Source organism: Streptomyces siamensis (genome assembly GCF_039543605.1).
GTDB lineage: Bacteria > Actinomycetota > Actinomycetes > Streptomycetales > Streptomycetaceae > Streptomyces > Streptomyces siamensis.
In genome coordinates this window covers 23904-45037 of the sequence record NZ_BAABKB010000014.1, presented here as the reverse complement: position 1 = coordinate 45037, position 21134 = coordinate 23904, and the positions used below count along the sequence as shown (strand labels likewise).

The window sequence follows — 21134 nt, the reverse complement described above, 5'->3', positions numbered from 1 at the left end:
CACAACACCAGCGCACCGCTGAGGACATCGAACGCAAGGCCGCCGGAGCCGCACGGCGCCTGATCACCGGCAACCGGCAGTCCGCGTAGAGGCCCCGTCGAGACGCCCAGCGGCGTGGGAGGCCGCTCAGCCACCACGCCGCTGGAGATTTTGTCCGGCCTGTGGCCGGGTGTTCCGGTCAGGCCTTGGAGAGATGCTCACCGAAGAAATCGGTCAGCCGATCCACGGCCCGGCTGACGTACTCGTCGTCGTAGAGGTCGACGCGGGTCGTGCCATCGATCGTGGGTGCCCGACGACGGTGGCCGGAGGGGGAGACCCGCCGTTCCGGAGAGCGGCGGGGTCGCCGGGGGCGTCGGCCAGGGGAGGGGAGCCCGGACCGACGCCGGGAAGCTCAGCTCGCGTCGGCGGGCTTGACGGTGAGGTGCTCGCGGAAGAAGGGTGTGGCCTCCTCGATGGCGCGGTCGACGTACTTCGGGACGTCGTAGAAGTCCATGTGGGCGCCGCCTTCGACGACCACGAGCTTCTTGGGGCTGCGGGCGCGGCCGTGCAGCTCGGTGGACATCCACAGCGAGCCGGCCTCGCTGCCGGCCACGATCAGGATGGGCTGGGTGAGCAGGTCCTCGACCATGTGGAAGGCATCGAAGGTGAAGATCCGCGAGACGCTCTTGGTGAAGAGGAACTTGTTCTTGGCGTTGGGGTGCTGGGCGCGCGGGGTGAGGTAGTAGTCGTGCGCCTCGACCAGGTCACGGGGGGTGGTCTCGTCCGGCTCGGCCGGCACGTAGGGGAGGTAGGCGACCTCGGCGCCCTGCGCTTCGGCGGTGCGCTGCTGGGCGAGGGCCTGGAGCGTGGGCACGGCGGCCGCGTCGGAGTCGGTGCCGTACCAGTTCCGGCGGAAGGACGTGCCGATGTTCAGGCCGCTGGCCGTGGTGACGGCCTTGATGCGGTAGTCCGTCATCGCGGCGTTCACGGCGTAGCCGCCACCGGCGCAGATGCCCAGCGCACCGATGCGCTCCGCGTCCACGTAGGGGAGGGACTGGAGATAGTCCACCGCGGCGCGTACGTCGTCGACGCGGGCGTAGGGGTCCTCCAGGTGGTGCGGCTCGCCGCCGCTGTCGCCCTGGAAGGAGGCGTCGAAGGCGAGCGCGACGAAGCCCTGCTCGGCCAGCTTGCTCGCGTACAGGCCGGACGCCTGCTCCTTCACGCCACCGCCGGGGTGGACGGTGACGACCGCGGCGTAGCTGCCCTCGGGGTCGAAGCCGGCGGGGAGGTAGAGGTTGCCGGCCATGTCGATCGGGCCGTTGGGGAACGTGATGGCTTCCACTGACTGCTCCATGTGCTGTCCTGATGCGCTCGACCGGTTGGTTCGGGCGACGACATTCAGACTGCGGGCTTTCGCGCGCCGGTGGGAGACGCTGCTTATCGGGGGTACTGGCAGCCTCTCCATAGCGGCCCAGGAGGCACCTAGCCTCGGAGCATGGACACCGTGGAGACCGCCAAGGACATCAAAGACTTCCTGACGACCCGGCGCGCGAAGATCACCCCCGACCAGGTGGGACTTCCCTCGTCGGGACGCCGCCGGGTGCCCGGCCTGCGCCGTGAGGAGGTCGCGTTCCTGGCCGGAGTGAGTGCCGAGTACTACATCCAGATCGAGCGCGGCCAGGTCGCCGGCGTCTCCGACGAAGTCCTCCACGCCATCACCACGGCCCTGCGACTCGACGAGGTCGAGACGACCCACCTGTTCGACCTTGCCCGCGCCGCCACCGCCAAGGCGGGCAGAAGGCAGGGGCGGGCACGTAGCCCGCGCCGGCAGGTACCGCTGAGCGTCCAGGCACTCATCCAAACGATGGTCACCGCGCCGACCATCGTGCAGAACGCCCACCTCGACATAGTGGCGGCCAATCCACTGGGCCGGGCCCTGTACGGCCCGGTCTTCGAGCACCAGGCCGAGCCGCCGAACCTCGCCCACTTCATCTTCCTGAACCCCCGTGCCGACGAGGTCTTCCCCGCCTGGCAGAAGGCGGCCGACGACGCCGTGGCACTGCTGCGTGTCGAAGCCACGCGGTCGCCCTACTCCAAGGCCGTCACCGGCCTCGTCGGAGAACTGGCAACCCGCAGCGCCGAGTTCCGGACCCGGTGGGCGGCCCATGACGTGCGGGCCCACCAGAGCGGCAGCAAGGACTTCCACCACCGTGCGGTGGGCGATATGACCCTGCGCTTCGAGGCCCTCGACGTCGCCAGCGCCCCCGGCCTCACGGTCATCGGCTACACCGCCGAACCCGGCTCACCCTCACACGAAGCGCTCATGCTGCTCTCCAGCTGGGCCGCGACGGAACAGGGCGCACCGACGCCGGACGGTGCCGAGAACGCGGACCCGTACGCCCCGAAGTAGCCCCACCGCCTCCTGGCCGCAGGCGCACGGCAGCCCCGCCGCCCGGAGGCTCGCAGAGGAGATCAGCTCATGGACACCACTCCCACCCGCGTTCTCGTCGTCGGAGCCACCGGACGCACCGGACGCCACGTCATGGCCGCGGCCGCAGGTCGTGGTCTCACCCCCGTCGCGCTCGCCCGCGACGAGAAACACGCCCGCGACGTCCTGCCCGGCGCGGAGATCATCGTCGGCGACCTCGAAGACACCGCGAGCCTGGCCGGCGCGGTCCGAGACGTCGACGGCATCATCTTCGTCCACGGCTCCGACAACGACAGCCGGGCCGACTCCGTGCGACGCGTCGACTATGGCGGCGTCGTCAACGTCATGCGGGCCCTGGGCGACCGTAAGCCCCGGATCGTGCTCCAGACCTCGATCTTCGTCACCCGCCGCGACCACTATTTCAACGTGGGCGGCCACGCCCTGGACTGGAAGCGCCGCTCGGAGCGGGTTGTCCGGCTCAGCGGCGCCCCGTACACCATCGTGCGTCCGGGCTGGCTGGATGGCGGCGAGGCCGGCCGCCACGTCACCATCGAGCAGGGCGACACCGGGGAAGGCGGCATCAGCCGCGAGGTCCTCGCCAACCTCCTGGTGGAGGCGTTGCTGACGAAGGACGCGCTCGGCAAGACCTTCGAGGCGTACTCCGGACCCGGCAGGGTCACCCGCGACTGGGCCGCCCTGTTCGGACGGGCAGTCGAGGATGCCGGCGGGGCACTGGACGCCGTCGAGGACACGGCCAACATGCCGCTGGAGGACGAGCCTTCCCGGGTCCGGTCCGACCTGGCCGAGTTCCGCGCCCACTGAACTGGGCGGTCAGCGGTGCGGGTTGCCCATGGGTGCCGACTTTCAAGGTCGGCGCCCGGCTGTGTCGGCGGTGGGGAAATCCCAGCCCACAGAGGGGTTGACGCATTTAATATATTGTATAAAGTGGCGCCATCTTACGAACTGCGCGGCCGCGAGGAGACACCCGGGTCGCCGTTCGGCGGGAGGACGAAGCTGTGGTCTGGCAAGGAAATTACGCGCGGTTCTTCATCGGGGGCGAGTGGGTCGAGCCGCGGTCGACCGAGACGATCGAGGTGATCAACCCCTTCACCGGGAAGCCGATCGCCAACGTGCCGGCGGGCTCCGCCGAGGACATGGACCGCGCCGTGGCCGCCGCGCGGCAGGCGTTCGACCAAGGCGAATGGTCACGGACCACGCTGCAGGAGCGCATGCGGGTCCTGCGTCGGCTCAGCGTGTTGATGGGGGAGCGGACGGACGACATCGCCTCGCTCGTGACGGACGAGATGGGCTGTCCGATCACGCTGTCGCGGTCCATGCAGGCCGCCAGCCCCAAGGTACTGCTGGACAGCTTCCTGGAACTCGCTCCGCAGTACCCGTTCACCGACGTCCGCCAGTCGGCGACGGGGCGGGCGCTCGTGCTGAGGGAGCCGGTCGGAGTCGTCGCCGCGGTCGTCCCGTGGAACGCGCCCCTCCTCATCACGATGCTCAAGCTGGCTCCGGCCCTGCTCAGCGGTTGCACGATGGTGCTCAAGCCCGCCCCGGACACCCCGCTCGACGCCTATCTGCTCGGCGAGCTCCTGGCGGAGGCAGGGCTTCCGGCCGGCGTCGTGAACATCGTCCCCGCTGACCGGGAGGCGAGCGAGTACCTCGTCACCCACCCAGGCGTCGACAAGGTCACCTTCACCGGTTCCACCGCGGCCGGCCGCCGGGTCGCCTCGCTGTGCGGGAACGACCTGAAGCGGGTGACGCTGGAGCTGGGAGGGAAGTCCGCCGCCATCCTCCTGGACGACGCCGACTTCGCGGCCGCCGCCGAGTCGCTGCGCGTGGGGTCGTTCCGCAACAGCGGACAGGTGTGCAGCCTCAAGACCCGCATCGTGGTTCCCCGGTCGCGGGAGGCCGAGTTCCTCGACGCCTTCGAGGCCGTCGTCTCCTCGATGCCGGTGGGTGACCCCAAGGACCCGAGCACGCAGATCGGCCCGCTCGTCAGCGCCCGCCAGCGGGAGCGCGTGGAGGGCTACATCGAGGCCGGCCGTGCGCAGGGCGCCCGGGTCGTGCTGGGTGGCGGGCGCCCCGCGAACCTCTCGGAGGGCTTCTTCGTGCAGCCCACGGTGTTCGCCGGTGTCGACCCGTCGATGACCATCGCCCAGGAGGAGATCTTCGGTCCGGTCGTCTCGGTGCTCACCTACGACGACGAGGACCAGGCCGTGGCGATCGCCAACAACTCGTCCTACGGCCTGAACGGCTCCGTGTTCACGGCAGACCCCGAACGTGGCGTCAAGCTCGCGCGCCGCATCCGCACCGGCACCATCGAGGTCAATGGCAGCCCGGTCGGATTCCACGCCCCCATCGGGGGGTTCAAGTCGAGCGGTATCGGCCGTGAGGCCGGGCTGGAGGGGTTCGACGCGTACGTCGAGCTGAAGTCCATCGGCCTGCCGCAAGGGCTCGATGTCCCGGCGTGAAGTCGCCGGACAGCAGAAAAGCACCAAACCGCAAGGCAGCAGCAGAGCACCGAACCACATAACAACAGCAGAGCACCGAACCACAAGGGAGTGGGAAGTGAGCGGAGAGCACCTGAAGGCTCAGGCGCGACGTGTGGTGTCCGGCCTCGACGCCGAAGGCAAGTCGGCGATCATAGCCGACGAGCTGACCCCGACGCGGATGGCGGCGCCGGGCTTCACGGTCATGGATGTGTGGCAGTTCGACAGCCTCCCCTCGCGCGTCGACGGGCCCAACACGCTCGGTGCGGACGCGGTCATCGCACCGCCGCCGGAGGGCCTCGTGGTCCGGCTGGCGAGCTTCCCGCCGGACAGCGAGTTCGACGCGGCCGACTACGCCGCGTCGCTCGACGCCTTCGGCGGCGGCGACACCCACGACGGTGACACCAGTGAGGCCGGCGGGGTCTGGCACCTCACCGACACGGTGGACGTCGTCACGGTCATCTCGGGCGAGCTGCACGCCGTCACCGAGACAGGGGAGACCCTCCTCAAGCAGGGCGACACGTTCGTCACGCGGGGTGTCAAGCACATCTGGAGCAACCGGACCACCGAGCCGGTCGTGATCGTGGCGACGATGACGGCGGCCAAGCGGTGACGCGTCGGACGACTGCTCGGCCCGCAACACAGCCTGACGGCGAGACTGGAGTCATCTGATGCGCGGCGTGGTGTTCAAGGGGAATCGAGAGCTCGAGGTCAGGGACTTCCCGGACCCGACTCCCGGCCCCGGTGAAGTAGTGATCGAGATCAAGGCCTCGGGTCTGTGCGGCAGCGACCTCAAGTTCTACCGCGACCCGCCCGAGGCCGCCCTGAAGGCCCTCGGGTTCAAGGACTTCGCCTCCCGGGGCATGGCGGAGGTCCCCGCGATCATCGCAGGGCATGAGCCCTGTGGCGTGGTGGCCGAGCTCGGCCCGAACGTCGATCCCCGCAGCTTCAAGGTCGGGGACCGGGTCATGGTCTTCCATTACAAGGGATGCGGATACTGCGACCTGTGTCGCACCGGATGGAGCCAGATGTGTCCCCAGGGGGCCACCATCTACGGCGCCACCGCCCACGGCGGCCACGCGAACTTCATGGTCGCGCCCGCCGAGACCCTCGTCCGCCTGCCCGAGGAGATCAGCTTCTCGGCCGGCGCCGCCATCGCGTGCGGTACCGGTACGGCGTTCGGTGCGCTGAGGCGTGCGGACGTGACAGGTCGGGACACCGTTTCGGTGTTCGGGCTCGGGCCGATCGGCCAGTCGGCCATCCAGTTCGCCTCGGCCATGGGCGCCGAGGTGATCGCGGTCGACATCGCCGCCGACCGGCTCGCCCGGGCACGTGAACTCGGGGCTCACCACGTCGTCGACTCGAGTGACACCGACGCGACAGCCGCTATCAGGGAGATCACCGGCGGCAGGGGGGCGACCGTCTCCATCGAATGTTCCGGCGCTCCCGCGGCACGTGCCGCGGCGACGCGATCTCTCGGTCCTTGGGGTCGTGTGGCGCTGGTCGGGCTCGGTGGCGACATCACTCTGGATGTGTCCCCCGACATCATCATCAAGCAGATCTCGCTCATCGGTTCCTACACCTTCTCCAACGTGGGACTGGGCGACTGCGCCAGGTTCGTCGCCAAGAACGGCATCGACGTGGACAAGCTGTTCACCGATCGCTGGAGCATCGAGGACGCCGACGCCGCGTACAAGGAGTTCGACAAGCAGGTGCGGGGCAAGGCCGTCATCGAGTTCTGACGGCCACGCTCTCTGAACCAGGATGGCCGGCTGATGCCGGCCGTCCTGGCTCTCCCGCCGGGGAGCTCGGTGAACGAAACACGACTCCCCCCAACTGATCGGCACAGAAAGGCCGCCACGCTGCGGCAACCGAAGGGAACCTTGTGAGCACGTCAGAAGCCCTCGAAGTCCAGGTACGTTCCGTGGCCGACCGCCCCACGGGTGGGTCCGCGGTGGCGGCTGCACCCGTCGGGTTCAAGAGGCTGCTCGGTGATCGCTGGAGCTGCCGTGCGTTTTTGCCGGACGAGGTTTCCGACGACGTGATCGCGGAGATGTTCGGGATCGCGCAGCGAACGGCGTCCTGGTGCAACACCCAGCCGTGGCAGGTGTATCTGACGAAGGGCGAGGCGACCGGACGGTTCGCGGCGAGTCTGACCGACCACGCGAAGACCCATCAGCCGACGCCCGACCTGGAGACGCCGGCGGAGTACCGCGGTGTCTACAAGGAGCGTCGGCGCGGGGCGGGTTACGCGCTGTACGCCAGTCTGGGGATCGCGCGGGAGGACCGGGAAGCCCGTGAGGCGCAGGGACTGAGGAACTTCGAGTTCTTCGGTGCGCCGCATGTCGCCGTGATCACCACCGATCAGGATCAGGGTGTGTACGGGGCGGTCGACTGCGGCGGTTACGTCGCGAACCTCATCAACGCCGCCACGTCGCTGGGCGTCGCGACGATTCCGCAGGCGGCGATCGCGATGCACTCGGACCACGTGCGTGAGTTCTTCCGGATTCCGCAGGACCGGCTGATCGTGTGTGCGGTCTCCTTCGGCTACGCCGACACCGAGCATCCGGTCAACCGGTTCCGCACCACTCGTGCGGACGTCGAGGACACGGTCGTCATCGTCGACCACTGACCGCTGTCACCTGATCGCCGACCACCGACCCGGACAACCGACCGCACGACGGACCCGGGGCTCCCGTTTTCGAGGCAGAGCAGAGAGGGCGCGCAGATGATGAAGCCGTGGGCCGAGGCAACTGTCCTGGATGTCTTCGAGTCCGCCGTACGGGACCGGCCGAGAGGCGAGGCGGTGGTCTGTGGGTCGGAGCGCCTCAGTTACGAGGACCTCGATGCCCAAGTCGACGGGTTCGCACAGGGGTTGAGGGAGCTCGGCGTCACCGGAGGCGACCGGGTCGCGGTGTGGATGGTCAACCGCACCGAGTGGCTCGTCACTTACTTCGCGGTGGCCCGACTCGGAGCGGTCCTGGTCGCGCTGAACCCCCGGTACACCGTTGACGAGTGCCGGCACGTTCTCGACGCCTCCCGGGCGAAGGCCGTCGTCATGCAGGACCGGTTCCGGCGGCACGACTACCTCGACGCGCTCCGCTCGCTCTGCCCCGAGATCGACGCGGCCGGGCCCGGCCGGTGGTCGAGCGTCGCCGTGCCGAGCCTGCGCGAGGTCGTCGTGGTGGGTGAGACCGGTGCGCGGGGAACACGCTCGTTCTTCGAAGTGGCGGAGCGCGGCCGCCGCTCACTCGACGCCGGCGAACCCGCACCGAGAGCCGATGTCTCCCCGGATGACATGTTCCTGCTCCTGTTCACCTCGGGGACGACGTCGCGTTCCAAGGGGGTGATGCTGAGCCATCGCAACATCGTCGCCAACAACTTCCTGAGCGGGGAGCGGCAACGGCTGACCCCGGAGGACAGGATGCTGTTCGTGCTGCCGCTCGCCTCGGCGTTCAGCTGCGCCCACGGGCTGATCGCGATCCTCAGCCATCACGGTACGTTCGTGCTGCTCGACTCCTTCTCGGCACCGGACTGCATGCGCCTGATCGAGCAGGAGCGATGCACGACGATGTACGGCGTCGCCTCGATGTTCCAGGACATCATCGACGCGCCGGAGCGTCCGGACTACGACCTGGGCTCCCTGCGCACGGGCGTCGGCATTCTGACACCCGAGGTGGCGGCCGCCATCAGGGAGATACTCGGCGTTCCCGAGTACCACAACGGCTGGGGCATGACCGAGTCCGGCGGCGTCAGCACCATGACCAGCGTCGCCGATCCCGTCGAGATCCGCACGGCCACGGTCGGCACCCCGTTGCCCGGAGTGGAGCTGAAGATCGCCGACCCCGGGACCGGTATGGCAGTCGCCGAGGGCGAGGCCGGGGAGGTCCTGGTGCGGGGCACCGCGGTCACCCAGGGCTACTACCAGGACCTGGAGGCGACCGAGGCGCTGATCGACGAGGACGGCTGGCTGCATTCCGCCGACCTCGGCCAGGTACTGCCCGGCGGTTACCTGAAATACCTCGGACGGCTCAAAGACCTGATCAAGCCGAACGGGTTCAGCGTGTCTCCCGCGGAGATCGAGACGGTGCTGTCCACGTTGCCCGGTATCAAGACCGCCGCGGTCGTCGGGGTGCCCGACCGCCGGACGATGGAGGCCGTCTTCGCCTTCGTCGTACGCGATCCCGCTGCGCGAGAACCCCTCGACACCGAGGACGTGCGGGAGTACTGCGCCCGCCGGCTCGCCGGATACAAGATCCCCAAGTACGTCGAGTTCCTCGAGGACGATCTGCCCCGCAACGACCTCGGAAAGGTACTCAAGAACCGGCTGCGTGAGGATGCGGCGCGACGGATCTCCGCACGGGCGGCCGGCCGTGGGTTCCCGCGGGCAAGGACGACCGCATGAGCGGGCCCCTGGAAGGCATCCGGGTGCTGGAACTCGCCGGGATGGGACCGGGTCCTCATGCCGGAATGCAGCTGGCGGACATGGGGGCCGACGTCGTACGCGTCGTCCGGCCGACGGCGGCCGTTCACGAGCGCGAGGGCAACGCGTACGTGCAGCGTGGGCGCACCATCGTCGTCGCGGACCTGAAGGACGAGCATGCCCGCGGCGGCCTCACGGACCTCGTCCGCCACGCGGACGTGCTGATCGAGGGCTTCCGGCCAGGGGTGGCCGAGCGCCTCGGGCTGGGACCCGAGGAGTGCCGGGCGATCAACCCGCGCCTCGTGTACGCGCGGGCGACGGGCTGGGGCCAGGACGGTCCGCTGTCCGGGCGCGGCGGGCACGACATCAACTACATCGCCCTGACCGGCGCGCTCCACGCCATCGGTACGGCCGACGAGCCGGTGCCCCCACTGAGCCTGGTGGGCAACTACGGCGGTGGCGCCATGTTCGTCGTCACCGGCGTACTGGCGGCACTGCTGCAGCGGAGCCGCACCGGACAAGGCGACGTCGTGGACATCTCCACCGTCGACGGCACCTGCACCCTCCTGCAACCGATCCTCGAACTGCGCGGTCAGGGGTTGTGGTCGGACCGTCGGCAGGACAACCTGCTCGACGGCGGACGGCCCTATTACCGCACCTACGCGTGCAGCGACGGCCGGCACATGGCCGTGGGCGCCATCGAGCCGCAGTTCTACGCGAACCTGGTCGCAGGACTAGGGCTCGACGGGGTGGATCTCCCGGCGCAGGACGACCCCGACGGCCGACCGGTCGTGGAGAAGGCGTTCGCCGACGCGTTCGGGCGGCATCCCCGCGGCCACTGGGAACAGGTCTTCCGGGATCTCGACGCCTGTGTGACGCCGGTCCTCTCGTTCGACGAGGCCGTGACGCATCCGCACATCGAGGCGCGGGGGACGCTCGTGGACGGCCCGGAAGGCCTGGTCGCGGCCGGTGCGCCCCGCTTCTCGTCCACGGCCGGCACTACTGCGCCGACTCCACCGGTCTCCCGGACGGCGACCCTGGCGGAGGCGGCCGAGACATGGCGGAGCTGAGAGATCGTCAGGAGGACGGTCGTCCTTCGACGACAGGGAGGTGGCCCGCCCCGCCACCTGGTGCTGAAGACGCCGGCGCGCCGTTGCACGGGATACGGGTGCTCGACTTCTCCGCGTTCCTCCCCGGCCCGTTCGCGTCGCTGGTCCTCGCCGAGGCGGGCGCGGACGTCGTACGCATCGAGCCCGCGGGATCCGGTGATCCGCTGCGGTTCTTCGAACCCCTGCTGGGACCGGGGCGGGTCAGTGCGATGTACGCGATGCTCAATCGCGGAAAGCGTGCCTTCGGCGCCGATATGACCGATCCCGGGGACCGGGCTTCGGTCCTGGAACTGGCCGCGGCCGCCGACGTGGTGATCGTCCAGGAGCGGCCCGGTGTCGCCGAACGCCGGGGCCTCGGCTACGACGAGCTCAGCCGGAGGAACCCGAGGCTCATCCACTGCGCGATCACCGGATACGGCTCGTCCGGGCCGCACGCCGAACGGGCCGGGTTCGACCTGGCGTTCATGGCGGACTCGGGGCTGCTCGGCGCCGCACTGTCCGCGGAGGGCGCCCCGGTACTGCCGGCGACGAGCGTGGCGGACATCGCGGGCGGCACCTATCCCGCGCTGATCAACATCCTGTTGGCGCTGCACCGGCGAGAGCGCACCGGGCGGGGGACCTCGCTGGAGATCTCCATGGCCCACAATCTCCAGGCGCTCGGCTACCGGCACTTCGTGCAGCGACAGGCACGGGGCTCTTGGCCCGATCCGCGGCAGGACTTCCTGGGTGGCGGCAGCGCGCGCTATCACATCTACCCCACGGCCGATGGTCGGTTCGTCGCGGTGTACGCACTGCACGACCGTTCATGGGACCGGCTCGTCGCCGTACTGGGTCTGACCTTGGAGGCCGCCGGGGACGGGAACGGCCGTGATGCGGTGAGGCTGTTGACCGACGCCTTTCTCCAGCACCCGGCGGCCCGTTGGCGGGACGTTTTCGCCTCCACGGGCATCAAGGCGACCGTGGTGTCCCACTTCGGCGAAGCCGAACGGTCCGGGCTGATCGACACGGACTCCGCCGACCGGGTCCGCTGCGGGGACGACGAAGTCGGAACCCTGCCGAGCGTCGTCGACCCGAACCTCCGGCGTCCGCCCGGCACGCTGGACTGCCCCGAGCTCGCCGAGCTCGGCACACCGCACGGCAAGGAGGACCGATGACCGCACTGCTTCTTTGGTGAATCGGTCTGTCACACGCACAAAGTACAAGGAGGCAATCGTGAGGACTCGAGCCGCGATCATTCGGAACAGCCCTGGGAAATTCGAGGTCGTGGACCTCGACCTGGACGAGCCGCGTCAGGGCGAACTCCAGGTCAAGCTGACGGCCGCCGGTCTGTGTCACTCCGACGACCACGCCCAGACGGGCGATCTGGTACTCGCTCACTATCCCATCGTCATGGGGCACGAGGGGGCCGGAGTCGTCGAGGCCGTGGGCCCCGACACGCCTGGCTGGGAGGTGGGGGACCACGTCGTGTTCTCCTTCCTTCCCAGTTGCGGGCGTTGCCGGTGGTGTGCCGAGGGCAGGAGCAACCTGTGCAATCTCGGCGCGTACACGCTGCGTGGGTCGCGGTTCGACGACCTCGACAGCTTCCGGTTCAGTCTCGACGGGCAGCCGGTGGGTCAGGTGTGCGGGCTGGGCACGTTCGCCGAGCGCACGGTGGTGTCGACCCAGTCCGCGGTCAAGGTGGACCAGGACCTGCCGCTGGACAAGGCGGTGCTGGTCGGGTGCGGTGTCGGTACCGGCTGGGGTTCGGCGGTGTACGCCGCCGAGGTGATGCCGGGCGAGGTCGTGATCGTGATGGGCGTGGGTGGCATAGGCATCAACGCGGTGCAGGGCGCGGCGCACGCGGGCGCGGGCACGCTGATCGCGGTGGATCCTGTCGAGTTCAAGCGGGAGACTGCCGAGAAGCTGGGGGCGACGCACTCCTTCCCGACGATCGAGGAGGCGGCCGATTTCGCGCGGTCCGTCACAGACGGGCAGGGGGCGGACAAGGCGATCGTGACGGTCGGTGTCACCACGGGGGAGCATGTCGCCCAGGCCTTCCAGGCGATCCGTAAGGCGGGCACGGTCGTCGTGACCGGCCTCGGAGACATGAACTCCACGGACGGGATGCCGATCAACCCGTGGGAGATCGCGATGCTCCAGAAGCGTATCCAGGGGTCGCTGTTCGGCCAGTGCAACCCCAACGCCGACATCCCCCGGCAGCTGCGCATGTACCGCGACGGGCAGCTCAAGCTCGACGAACTGATCACTCGGACCTACCGCCTCGACGAGGTCGGGCAGGGCTACGACGACATGAAGGCCGGCAGGAACGTCCGCGGCATCATCGAATTCGACTGAGGAGCGGGACAGTTGTGGACGCCGATATCGTCGGTAAGACCAGTCCCTCGTTCACGATGCTCGTGGAACTCGGCAAAGTCCGCGAGTTCGTACGAGCGGTCGGCGCGACCGATTCCACGGACTCGCCCGACGAGACGCCTTGCGTCCTTCCGACCTTTCTGTGCACCCAGGACCTCTGGCACGACGAGTCGGCCGACCCGATCGCCATGTCGGGGTTGGATGTGACGCGGGGACTGCACGCGGAGCAGGAGTTCGTCTTCTTCGGCCAACCTCCTCGCGTGGGCAGCCGCCTGACGTGTGCGACGAGGGTCGAGGAAGTCTTCCGCAAGACCGGACGCCGAGGCGGGGACATGACCTTCATGGTCGCCGTGACCGAATTCAGAGATGAGGAAGGTCACTTGGTGGCGGAGTCCCGTAAGACGTCCGTCGAACTGGGAGAAGGGCACGCATGAACGCGCGGGACATCCCGGCGCGCCCGGATCCTCTGGTCGTCGGGCCGGTGACGCGGACCGACTTCGTGAGATACCAAGGTGCGTCCGGAGACATGCAACCGGTCCATCACGACGAGGAGTTCGCTCGGCAGGCCGGCCACCCCAGCCCTTTCTCCGTCGGCATGTACCAGGGCGGCCTGCTGGGCGCGTGGGTGGCGCGGTGGTTCGGCGTCGAGAACGTGCGGCGGTATCGCATGCGGTTCGCGGAGCGGGTCTGGCCGGGGGACGTGCTGACGTGCACGGGCGAAGTGACCGGGTGGCGGACGGGTGACGACGGTCTCGAAGTGGACCTGGAGCTGCGCTGCATCCGGCAGAACGGCGACGTGGCCGTGGAGGGCTGGGCGATGTGCGTGGTGCCCTGTGCCCGGGCGGCCTGACGGGCTGCCCACCCGCAGGACGACGGCCGCCCGGCAACTCGGAGAACGAGTTGCCGGGCGGCCGCGGTCAGTGGTGGTGTGCTCAGGCGGTGGCGGGGGGTGTGCCGATGACGAGTCCGTACGCGCGTCGGGAGACGTGGCCGGTGAGGTCGATCGTGATGGCCTTCTCCTCGGTGAACTCGTCGAGGGCGTCGGGGCCGAGTTCCCGGCCGTTGCCGCTCTGCTTGTAGCCGCCGAAGGGCATGTGCTGGGAGATGTTGTGCCAGTCGTTGATCCAGATGCTGCCGGCCTGGAGCCGGCGGGCGACGTCGAGTGCGCGCTGGACGTCCTGGCTCCACACGCCGGCGGACAGGCCGTACTCCGTGTCGTTGGCGATCTTGATGGCTTCGTCCACGGAGTCGTAGCGCAGCACGGACAGGACCGGGCCGAAGATCTCCTCGCGGGCGATGCACATGTCGTTGGTGACGTCGGTGAAGACGGTCGGCTCGACCCAGAAGCCCTTCTCGAAACCGGGCCCGCTGGGGCTGGTGCCGCCGTGGGCCAGGGTGGCGCCCTCCTTCTTGCCACGTTCGATGTAGCCGAGGATCCGGTCGCGCTGCACGGCGTTCATCACGGGGCCGATGTCGGTGCCCGCGTCCAGTGGGTTGCCGATTTTCAGCGTCTTCAGGCGGGCGATGAGCCGCTCGACGAACTCGTCGTGCAGCGCCGTGGGCAGCAGCAGCCGCGTGCCGGACTCACAGGCCTGGCCGGCGTGCAGGAGGAAGGCGTAGAGGGAGCCGTCGACGGCCGCGTCCAGGTCGGCGTCGTCGAGGACGATGTTGGGACCCTTGCCGCCGAGTTCGAGGGTGACCTTCTTGATGGTTTCCGCGGCGGTGCGCATGACCTCGCGGCCCACCTCGGTGGATCCGGTGAAGGACACCTTGCGCACGTCCGGGTGGGCGACCAGGTGGGCACCGACGGTCTCACCGTCTCCGGTGACCACGTTGTAGACGCCGTCGGGCAGGCCCGCCTCCCGCAGCATCGTGGCGAGTTCGAGCTGGGCCGTCGGGGTCTTCTCGTCGACCTTGATGACCACGCTGTTGCCGGCCGCGAGCGCCGGGATCGCCTTCCACGCGCCCAGGACCAGAGGGAAGTTCCAGGGCACGATGCCCAGGCAGACACCGATGGGCTCCCGGCGCACCAGCTGGGCGTTGAGCACCTGCCCGGTGACCGGTCCGGGGCGTTCCCACTCGTAGGCGCGGGTCAGGTCGGCGAAGTGCTGGATGTGCATGAGAGGGAAACCGACACTGATCGCCTGGGACAGACGCAGCGGGAAGCCGCATTCGCGGGAACCGAGCTCGGCGAGTTCGTCCATCCGGCTCGCCAGCGTGGCGAGGACCCGGTCCAGGACGGCGGCCCGCTCCACCGGCGGCGTATTGCGCCACACCCCTTCTTCGAACGACCGCTTCGCCGCCGCGACCGCCGCGTCCGCATGCGCCGTCGTACCCTTCGCCGCGGTGGCGACCAACTCCTCCGTAGCGGGATTGATCACCTCGTACTGCTCATCGGAGTCCACCCACTCGCCCCCGATGAACATCCGGTAGTGCGGAACACCCTGCCGCTCAACGGCAGCCTTCTCGGTCACAGTCGACACTGTCTGCGCCCCTCTGGTCGTGCTGGCGAACCCCTTCGGCCGCTCCCGCCCAAAGGTAGGAAGGATTCAGGCGTGTGAACGTCCAGGAAATTGGACACCCCCACGCGCTTCACGGCTGACGTAGCCGGTGGAGGAACAGGCAAGACGGGGCGTACGCCGACCTGTCGCAACTCGTAGTTGTTATATAATGTTTCCTGAGGATTACGTGCTCCAGAACACTGAGCGGGACTGCATCGGCGTAGCGAGTGCGAGTCAGCACCCCCGGGCGGGCGCCACGAGTCAGAGGCCGATGTGTCCGGCGAGAAGAGGTGGCCTCGCGTGTACAGGACCTCCCGGGAAACCCACGTCGGACAGGCACGGCCCGAGATCGCGTCCTCGTGGACCCGATCCCGGCTGAACGGCCTGCGCGCGGATGACACTCCGGGGCTCAAGCAGGAATCGGTCGCCGGAGCGGGAGGTCTGACCCGCGCGGCCGGTCCCGTGCTGGAACGGGTGCGGGCGGAACTCGACGACACCCCGTTCGCCTTCGTGCTCGCCGACCGCACCGCACGTGTCGTCGACATCCGCTGCGCGGACAAGGCGTTCGGCGGGGCCCTCGTCGATCTGGGCATCGTGCCGGGCGTCAGGCTCGGTGAGGACCAGGTGGGTACGAACGCCGTCGGTACACCGGTGGAGACCCGGAAGGGACTCTTCGTACGTGGAGACGAGCACTTCATGGCGGCGTTCCACGAGTTCGCCTGCTACGGGCATCCGATCATCCATCCGATCACCCGCCGCCTCGAAGGCGTTGTGAACATCGGAGGCCGTGCGGGGGACGAGCACCGGCTGTTCTCGCCCCTGGTGCGACGCGTCGTCCGGGACATCGAGGACCGGCTTCAGCTCGACGCCTCCGGCGCCCAGCGCCGGTTGCTGGCGGCGTTCCAGGCGGCGGCGCGCTCTCCCAGGCGGCCGGTTCTGGTGGTCGGGCGCGGCCTCGTGCTGGCCACGCCGGCCGCGCTCGACCTGCTGGAGCCTGCCGACCACGCGGCGGTCCAGGCGTGCGCGGAGGGAATGCGCGGCGAAGGCGAAGTGACCCATCGGCTGACCCTGGTCTCCGGCCGGACCGTCTGGCTGAGGTGCGCACCGGTCGACGGCGTCGAGGGGGCGTTGGTCGACATCGTCCCGGAGCAGCCCGGCCGACGCGGCACTCGGGGTGCGGGCACCGCCACCGGCTGGCCCTTGCTGGTCGTCGGGGAGCCGGGCAGCGGCCGCACGACCGAGGCACGTCGGGCCGTGGGACCGGGTTCGATCACGCTCGACGCGACGGATGTCGTTCGGCACGGCGAGCAGGCCTGGGTCTCGAACCTGGTGGCACTGCTCGAGAAGGACGGACCCGCCGTCGTCATCGAGGACATTCAACTGCTCTCCGAACAGGTGACGTTGCTCCTGGCGAGATGCCTTCGGGGCACCCGGCGGATGACTGTGATGACCACGACACCGGGAGGTCACCTGGACGGCGTCCACGCGTCGTTGGCAGCCCTGTGCGGCGCCCGCCGCGATCTGGTACCCCTGCGCCGTCGCAGGCACGAGATCCCCGGGCTGGCCCAGCGCATGCTGGCCGACGCAACCGGCCCCGGACACAGGCGACTCACGCCCGACAGCCTGCGGGTGCTGGCTGCCCAACCCTGGCCGGGCAACCTCGCGGAGCTGCACCGTGTGATCCAGATCGTCGCCAGGACCCGCTCGGCGGGCGACATCATCGCCTCGGACCTGCCCGCCTCGCACCGCGGGGTGCCGGCACCCGTCTCGCCCTTCCGCCAAGCGGAGCGGGAGATCATCGTCGCGGCCATCGAGGCCGCCGGGGGCAACAAACTCCAGGCGGCACGCGCACTCGGCATGAGCCGGTCCACGCTCTACAACCGGATGCGCGCGCTGCGCATCCACTGACGCCCGATGCATGAGCCGATGCCCGTTCGGCAGGCGATCACGTCACCGCGTCCCGACGGCTCCACTTTCTTCCGTCTCGGGTAACCTCCCCTCCTGACCGGGAGGGAGTGCGTGTGGAGTCGCGGCCGAACGGTGCCAGGACGGGGCGTCCGCCGGCCACGTCGGTCCAGGCACTTGAGCGGATCGGGTTCGAGTTGTTCGCCCGGCAAGGATTCGAGCGGACAACGGTCGACGACATCGCCACCGCCGCCGGCATCGGTCGCCGTACCTTCTTCCGCTACTTCGCCTCGAAGAACGATCTCGTGTGGGGTGACTTCGGGCGTCAACTGGCCCGCCTGGAGCGCCTGCTCGCGGCGGACCCCACGCTGCCGATGATGGACGCGCTGCGCTGCGCGGTGATCGCGTTCAACCGTTTCGACCCCGCCGAAGTGCCGTGGCACCGCCAGCGCATGGAGCTGATCCTCACCGTTCCCACGCTCCAGGCGGACGCCACGCTGCGCTACCGGGCCTGGCGGAAAATCGTCACGGAGTTCGCGGCACGGCGCACCGGCTCGCGTCCGTCCGACATGGGGCCCCGGTTGATCGGTCACGCCTCCCTCGGAGCGGCTCTCGCGGCGTACGAGAGTTGGCTGGCCGAGCCGGAATCCGATCTGACGGAGTTGATGGACAGGGCCGTTCGGCAGCTGACGGTCGGCCTCGCGGTCATGGATGCGGGAGTCACGGGAACCAGGTGAGCGGCGCTCGGGGCTGCTGCCGGTGCTGCGCTCAGGTGAGGTCGCGGCGCATGGCGTCGGCCGTGAACTCCCCGATGAGTACGGCCGTAGCCGCAGGACCACGCAGCGGAGCCGTGGGGAGGAGGGAGGTGTCCGCCACCCGGAGCCCGGGCACACCATGGACTCTGCCGTACTGGTCGACCGCCGCTGTGCGTCCGTCCGGTCCCATCGGCGCGGTCCCACAGGCATGGTGGGACGTACCGAGGTTGCGGCTGATCCACTGGTCCAACGCGTCATCGCTGTCGAGGAGTTCGAGGCCGGGCTGGAGCAACCGTCCTTCGGAGACGCGGTCGAAGGCGCGGGTGGCGACGAGTTCCGCCGTGGCGCGGACGACCTCACGCAGGCGGCGGCGGTCGTCCGGCGTCGCGAGATAGCCGTACTCGATGAGCGGGGGCAGGGCGGGGTCGGCGGACTGGATGCGAAGCCGGCCGGTCGAGGCCGGTGACTGGACCGAGACGAGGAACGCCAGCGGTGCGCCGGCGACGGACGGAGTGCCGCCGACGAGCCCGGCGATCGGCACGAGGGACTGCAGGATCTCGAGGTCGCCCGGATGCGTGCGGTCCGAGGAGGACAGGTGCAGGCAGCCGCCGAGCCACGATGCGTCGGGCGCGCCCGCATCCTGCCGGGGAGCCCACTCCAGGACGAGTTGGGGGTGGTCGCTGAAGCGGGTACCGACGGCGGGGGCGTCCTTGACGACGGGGATGCCGAATCGTTCGAGGGCGGGCCGGGGCCCTATGCCGGACAGCTGGAGCAGTTGAGGGGTGACGAACGAGCCGGCACACAGGACGACTTCCCCGCAGTGGAGGACGGTGTCTCGGCCGCCTCGCCGGACGACCACCCCGCATGCGCGGCCGCGCCGGACGACGACCCGGCGAACGGGGCAGTCACCGATGGCGGTGAGGTTGGGGCGAGCCAGGGCAGGCAGGAGGTAACCGATGCCGGTGTTGAGCCGCAGACCGTCGACGGCGTTGGAGGGTACGGGGCCGAAGCCCGGCGGTGCCTGGTCGTTCTTGTCGGGCTCGAGAGGATGACCGAGTTCCTCCGCCGCCGCGCGAAAGGCCGCCGTGGCGGGATGGGAAAGCGATACGCGGCGTATGCGCATCGGACCGTCACCGCCGTGCAGTTCACCGGCGCCGTAGTCGAGATCCGTCTCCAGTGCGCGCAGCAGGGGGAGCACCCGCTCGTAGGTCCAGGCCGGGTTGCCGGCCGCCGACCAGCGGTCGAAGTCCTCGCGCCGGGCCCTGATGAAATAGCCGCCGTTCACGGTGGTCGAACCGCCGAGACCGCGCCCGCGGACCACTGTGTAGGGCCGCTCGGGCGTGAGATGCGCGGCGTACCGCTGGACGGCCGGGTGGCCGGGCTGCGCGCCGGGGACCAGCCGTGCGTCCAGCAGCTCGGGCGGGAAGGCGTCCCGTAGCCCGGCAGGGACGGCGCCGAGAAGCTCGGGCGCGAAGAGCGGTGGACGCTCGGGGATCGGCCCGGCGTCGAGCAGGAGTACGGTTCGCGCGGAGTCCTCGCTCAGCCGTGCCGCCAGAGTCGCGCCGGAGGCTCCCGCCCCGACCACGATCACATCGGCGGTCCTTCGCCCGGCGCTCTCACCCACGGGTGGGCTCGGGAGGAGGAGTGATGCCGTCGGCGGAGAACCACCAGAGCTTCGGCCGCAGCGGCTCTGTCGTGCGCTCCCGAAGGCAGCCCCGCCAGACGCCCAGGCTGTAGGCGACGTCATCGGCGAGGCGAATCGCCGTCCAGGGCAGCACCGGAAGGCCGGGGCGGCTGCGCCGGTACTCCATCAGCGGGGCGAGCACCGCGGCCGCGGTCAAGGGAAGCCTCGTCCGGGGTACGGCCGCCACCAGCGGCAGGGCCAGCGGCCACCAGGCCCTGGTCAGCGTCCGGCCCAGCTGCTCGCCCGCCAGCAACGTACCGCCGCCGCCCAGTCGGGCCGCCGTGGCCCACGGCCGGTCGGACCAGGCCGCGAGCTTACGGGCGAGCAGCGCGGTCGTGCCGACGGTGACCAGGGCGCCGGCGAGGGGCTGTCGCGCGAGTGTCAGACCCCACGCGACCGCGCTCCACCCAGCCATCGCCGTCGCCGGGAGCGTTCCCGGGTGCCGGGCGGCGAGCGGCGCGGCGGAACCGCCGTACTGGATGCGCTGGGCGACCCACTGGCGCGGGCGGGTGCGGTGGACATGGGCCACGGTCACCGACGGGTCGTAGCGCACGTGGAGTCCGGCGGCCGCCAGCCGCCACACCAGGTCGACGTCCTCCCCGACACGCAGGGTCGTGTCGAACCCCCGTCCTACCGCGGCGCGGCGCACGAGCAGCGCGGCGCCGGGCACGTAGGGCACGGCCGAGCCAGGACGGACGATCGACTCCTCGGTCCCCATGTCGAGGGCCGAGCGCTCGGCTTCGTACGAGGCGAGAAGCCCATTCCCGGGCCCGTCCGCCACGATCCGGGGCGCCACCGCGGCGACGGCGGGGTCCGCGAAGTGGGGGAGCAGGGCGTCGATCCAGCCGGGACGCGGAAGGCAGTCCGAGTCGACGAACGCGACCAACTCCGTGGTGGCGTGGGCGAGTCCGGTGTTCCGCGCGGCCGCGGGTCCGCCGTTGACGGCGCGGCGCACCAGCCTGGCACCGGCCGCCCGTACGACGTCCGCCACCGCCGCGGGACGCAGTGAGGCATCGTCCACGACGATCACCTCCAGGCCGTCCCGGAGACCGGACAGACACCGCGCGAGCTGTTCGGCCCGGTCCCGGACCGGCACCACGACCGTCACCGACGGGCGCGGGGAGGCCTGCGGGGGCAGCGGATGCATCATCCCCGCCTGGACCAGACGACGTGCCAGCAGCCCGGCCGGCCGCCTGTCCCCGACCGGCTTCCCGTCGAGCCATCCGGTGATGACCGGAACAGCCTGTGGCGTCAGCCGCATCAAACGGTACGGAGCGCCGCCGAGCAGGACTCTTCCGTCCCGCAGGACGTTCAGGCCGGGGTCGGGGTGGAGTCGAAAGGCGGCAGGCAGCGGTGGAACGTCGATCACCAGGCGTCCTCGGGCAGCACGGAGAGCCGACCATGGGGTCGGTGCGGGAAAGGGGGACGGGTCCTCAGCATGGCCCTCCGGCTGCCTCCCGACAAGCCTTCGCCGCCGGCTTCCTCCGCCTGTCATATTTT

Annotated in this window: 18 protein-coding genes; 14 read left to right on the top strand and 4 right to left on the bottom strand. The window is 69.8% G+C overall.

Going from position 1 to position 21134, the window contains the following annotated elements; all coding sequences use genetic code 11:
- Positions 1-391 precede the first annotated feature (391 nt).
- Complete coding sequence (locus ABEB03_RS20525; protein ID WP_345650997.1) at positions 392-1333, bottom strand: alpha/beta hydrolase; 942 nt, start codon at positions 1331-1333, stop codon at positions 392-394.
- 141 nt (positions 1334-1474) lie between these two features.
- Between ABEB03_RS20525 and ABEB03_RS20520 the strand changes: the two genes are divergently transcribed.
- From ABEB03_RS20520 to ABEB03_RS20465, 12 genes are all read left to right on the top strand, one after another.
- A complete protein-coding gene (locus tag ABEB03_RS20520; RefSeq protein WP_345650994.1) occupies positions 1475-2389 on the top strand; it encodes a helix-turn-helix domain-containing protein in 915 nt (304 codons plus the stop codon).
- A gap of 69 nt (positions 2390-2458) precedes the next feature.
- Entirely contained in the window at positions 2459-3229 is a 771-nt protein-coding gene (locus tag ABEB03_RS20515; RefSeq protein ID WP_345650991.1) for an SDR family oxidoreductase, read from the top strand.
- Between the two features lie 194 nt (positions 3230-3423).
- Entirely contained in the window at positions 3424-4887 is a 1464-nt protein-coding gene (locus ABEB03_RS20510; protein ID WP_345650988.1) for an aldehyde dehydrogenase, read from the top strand.
- Between the two features lie 97 nt (positions 4888-4984).
- On the top strand, positions 4985-5518 hold the full coding sequence (locus ABEB03_RS20505; protein ID WP_345650985.1) for a cupin domain-containing protein: 534 nt from the start codon (positions 4985-4987) through the stop codon (positions 5516-5518).
- A gap of 58 nt (positions 5519-5576) precedes the next feature.
- Positions 5577-6647: a zinc-dependent alcohol dehydrogenase family protein gene (locus ABEB03_RS20500; RefSeq protein WP_345650983.1), complete on the top strand. Its 1071-nt coding sequence runs from the start codon at positions 5577-5579 to the stop codon at positions 6645-6647.
- Positions 6648-6790: 143 nt separating this feature from the next.
- Complete coding sequence (locus ABEB03_RS20495; RefSeq protein WP_425589275.1) at positions 6791-7537, top strand: nitroreductase; 747 nt, start codon at positions 6791-6793, stop codon at positions 7535-7537.
- A gap of 96 nt (positions 7538-7633) precedes the next feature.
- Positions 7634-9310: an AMP-binding protein gene (locus ABEB03_RS20490; protein ID WP_345650980.1), complete on the top strand. Its 1677-nt coding sequence runs from the start codon at positions 7634-7636 to the stop codon at positions 9308-9310.
- On the top strand, positions 9307-10398 hold the full coding sequence (locus ABEB03_RS20485; protein WP_345650975.1) for a CaiB/BaiF CoA transferase family protein: 1092 nt from the start codon (positions 9307-9309) through the stop codon (positions 10396-10398). The genes ABEB03_RS20490 and ABEB03_RS20485 overlap by 4 nt, the downstream gene beginning before the upstream one ends.
- A gap of 83 nt (positions 10399-10481) precedes the next feature.
- Positions 10482-11591: a CaiB/BaiF CoA transferase family protein gene (locus ABEB03_RS20480; RefSeq protein WP_345650969.1), complete on the top strand. Its 1110-nt coding sequence runs from the start codon at positions 10482-10484 to the stop codon at positions 11589-11591.
- 58 nt (positions 11592-11649) lie between these two features.
- The gene (locus ABEB03_RS20475; RefSeq protein ID WP_345650966.1) at positions 11650-12771 is read left to right on the top strand and encodes an NDMA-dependent alcohol dehydrogenase; all 1122 of its coding nucleotides are present in this window, start codon (positions 11650-11652) and stop codon (positions 12769-12771) included.
- 14 nt (positions 12772-12785) lie between these two features.
- On the top strand, positions 12786-13223 hold the full coding sequence (locus tag ABEB03_RS20470; RefSeq protein WP_345650963.1) for an FAS1-like dehydratase domain-containing protein: 438 nt from the start codon (positions 12786-12788) through the stop codon (positions 13221-13223).
- The gene (locus ABEB03_RS20465) at positions 13220-13639 is read left to right on the top strand and encodes a MaoC family dehydratase (protein WP_345650960.1); all 420 of its coding nucleotides are present in this window, start codon (positions 13220-13222) and stop codon (positions 13637-13639) included. Before ABEB03_RS20470 ends, ABEB03_RS20465 begins: the two co-directional genes overlap by 4 nt.
- Before the next feature lie 82 nt (positions 13640-13721).
- Here ABEB03_RS20465 and ABEB03_RS20460 read toward each other — a convergent pair whose 3' ends face one another.
- A complete protein-coding gene (locus ABEB03_RS20460; protein WP_345650957.1) occupies positions 13722-15263 on the bottom strand; it encodes an aldehyde dehydrogenase family protein in 1542 nt (513 codons plus the stop codon).
- A 327-nt stretch (positions 15264-15590) separates the two neighbouring features.
- Between ABEB03_RS20460 and ABEB03_RS20455 the strand changes: the two genes are divergently transcribed.
- Complete coding sequence (locus ABEB03_RS20455; RefSeq protein WP_345650954.1) at positions 15591-17198, top strand: sigma-54-dependent Fis family transcriptional regulator; 1608 nt, start codon at positions 15591-15593, stop codon at positions 17196-17198.
- A gap of 113 nt (positions 17199-17311) precedes the next feature.
- Positions 17312-17932, top strand: coding sequence for a mycofactocin system transcriptional regulator (gene mftR, locus ABEB03_RS20450; RefSeq protein WP_345650952.1), 621 nt, complete (start codon positions 17312-17314; stop codon positions 17930-17932).
- Positions 17933-17963: 31 nt separating this feature from the next.
- Here mftR and mftG read toward each other — a convergent pair whose 3' ends face one another.
- Together mftG and mftF are read right to left on the bottom strand one after the other, a co-directional pair.
- The gene (gene mftG, locus ABEB03_RS20445; protein ID WP_345650950.1) at positions 17964-19541 is read right to left on the bottom strand and encodes a mycofactocin dehydrogenase MftG; all 1578 of its coding nucleotides are present in this window, start codon (positions 19539-19541) and stop codon (positions 17964-17966) included.
- A 25-nt stretch (positions 19542-19566) separates the two neighbouring features.
- Positions 19567-21003: a mycofactocin biosynthesis glycosyltransferase MftF gene (gene mftF, locus ABEB03_RS20440; protein WP_345650947.1), complete on the bottom strand. Its 1437-nt coding sequence runs from the start codon at positions 21001-21003 to the stop codon at positions 19567-19569.
- Between the last annotated feature and the right edge of the window lie 131 nt (positions 21004-21134).